At 64.1% G+C, this 2,140-nt stretch carries 1 protein-coding gene and 1 pseudogene; both read right to left on the bottom strand.

All coding sequences use genetic code 11. From position 1 onward, the window contains the following. Positions 1-16 precede the first annotated feature (16 nt). Positions 17-844, bottom strand: coding sequence for an ammonia-dependent NAD(+) synthetase (nadE, locus tag G3436_RS15755; protein ID WP_163946613.1), 828 nt, complete (start codon positions 842-844; stop codon positions 17-19). Between the two features lie 3 nt (positions 845-847). Next, positions 848-2,049, bottom strand: a pseudogene (pncB, locus tag G3436_RS15750) (nicotinate phosphoribosyltransferase). Positions 2,050-2,140: the final 91 nt, after the last annotated feature.

The raw sequence follows: 2,140 nt of genomic DNA, 5'->3' as shown, positions 1-2,140 counted from the left end.
TGCCAGCGAATGGGGCTCACGGGGCGAAGGGCATCTCGCGCTTGTGGTGGGTCTTGTCGTACGTACGCTTGATGATCTCGAACGCCTCGGCGCTCACCGCCTCGCCCTGCAGGAACGCATCGATCTGCGCATAGCTCACCCCGTGCGATGCCTCGTCCGGCTTGCCCGGCGCCAGGTCTTCCAGGTCTGCGGTCGGTACTTTCTCCACCAGTGACTCCGGTGCACCAAAGCTGCGTGCAATCGCGCGTACCTGGTTTTTCACCAGCCCGCTCAACGGCGCCAGGTCGCACGCGCCATCGCCAAACTTGGTAAAGAACCCCATCACCGCCTCGGCCGCATGGTCGGTCCCGATCACCAGCCCACCGCGTGCGCCGGCAATGGTGTACTGCGCCACCATGCGCATGCGCGCCTTGGTGTTGCCCACCACAAAGTCGACCATCGCCGGCTTGCCGTCCTTGAGCGCCTCGACCTCGGCCGCCAGCGCCTGCACGGCCGGGGCGATGTTCACGGTGTGGCATTCGTCCGGCTGGATGAAGTCGATGCACGCCTGGGCGTCATGCTCGTCATGCTGCACCTGATACGGCAGGCGCACGGCAATGAAACGGTACTGCGCATCACCCGTCTGCTCGCGCAACTGCGCTACCGCACGCTGGGCCAGCAGGGCGCCGGTCAGCGAGTCGACCCCGCCGCTGATGCCCAGCACCAGGGTCTTGAGCCCGGCGTTTTGCAGGCACTGCTGGATAAAGGCCACGCGCCGGGCTTTCTCGGCTTCGAGCGCGGCCGCGTCGGCGAACGGCGGCTGAACCTTGAGCTGTTGCGCAATCTCTCGCTGGACGGCTTGCATGGGTTACTCCTTGGGCACTTTGAATACGTGGCGCAGGTAGGCGACAAAGTTGGCGTCGCGGCATTGGGTCTTGGCCGCCTCGTCGGAAATCTTCGCCACCGGCTGGCCGTTGCAGTCGGTCATTTTAAGCACGATGCTCATCGGCGCCACCCCGGGAATGTCACAGGTGAGGTTGGTGCCGATGCCGAAGCTGACGTTGATGCGCCCGCGCAACGCGCGGAAAATCTCCAGGGTCTTGGTCAGGTTCAGCCCGTCGGAGAACACCAGGGTCTTGGTCATCGGGTCGATCCCCAGCGTGCGGTAGTGCGCGATGGCCTTTTCCGCCCATGCCACCGGGTCACCGGAGTCATGACGCAGGCCATCGAACAGCTTGGCGAAGTACAGGTCGAAATCGCCGAGGAACGCGTCCATGGTGATGCAGTCGGTCAGCGCGATCCCCAGCAGCCCGCGGTACTCGCGCACCCAGCAGTCGAGGGCGGCGATCTGGCTGTCGATCAGCCGCGGCCCCAGTTGCTGGTGCGCCATGATCCATTCGTGGGCCATGGTGCCAAGCGGTTTGATATCCAGTTTGCGTGCCAGGTGCACATTGCTGGTGCCCACGAAGCGAGCCGGGAACTCCGCCGCCAGCACCTTCACCACCTCTTCCTGAACCTTGTAGGAGAAGCGCCGACGGGTACCGAAGTCGGCCACCTGCAGTTCGGCCAGCTCTTCGCTGCTGGCGTTGGCCCGCAGCCAGTCGAACTTGCGGTGCAACTGGTCGCGAGCGTCGCTCAGCCTGACCTGTGGATAACGATGCTGGTTGCGCACCTCGCTGATGATTGCCAGCAGCGGCACTTCGAACAGGATCACGTGCAGCCACGGGCCGTGCAGGCGCAGCACCAGTTCGTCATGCTCGATGGCCAGGTGCAGGTAGCGCAGGTTGAAGCGGAACAGGCCCAGAAACCGCAGGAAGTCCGGTTTCATGAAGCTGATCTGCTCCAGGAAACCCAGTTGCTGGGGGCTGATGCTCAGCTCGCAAAGGTGCTCGATCTGGGCGCGGATCTGCGCCAGATAGGGGCGCAGGTCTCGCCGTTGCGACAGCGAAACTCCCACTCGACGTCGACGTTGGGGTAGTTGTGCAGTACCGCCTGCATCATCGTCAGCTTGTAGAAATCGGTATCGAGCAGGCTCTGCACGATGCGGTCGGCGAATGCGCTTTCGCTCATAAAGGACTCCAGGTCGGGCGTGCCGCCATGCAGGCCGCCAATGGCGCCCATTGTGCCAGTCTTTGGGCCGGCGTTGCCCGCTGGCGCGGGG

This window comes from Pseudomonas brassicae, from assembly GCF_010671725.1.
Classification (GTDB): domain Bacteria; phylum Pseudomonadota; class Gammaproteobacteria; order Pseudomonadales; family Pseudomonadaceae; genus Aquipseudomonas; species Aquipseudomonas brassicae.
Note: the sequence above shows the minus strand (reverse complement) of the source record. Positions and strands in the feature narration are given on the sequence as shown.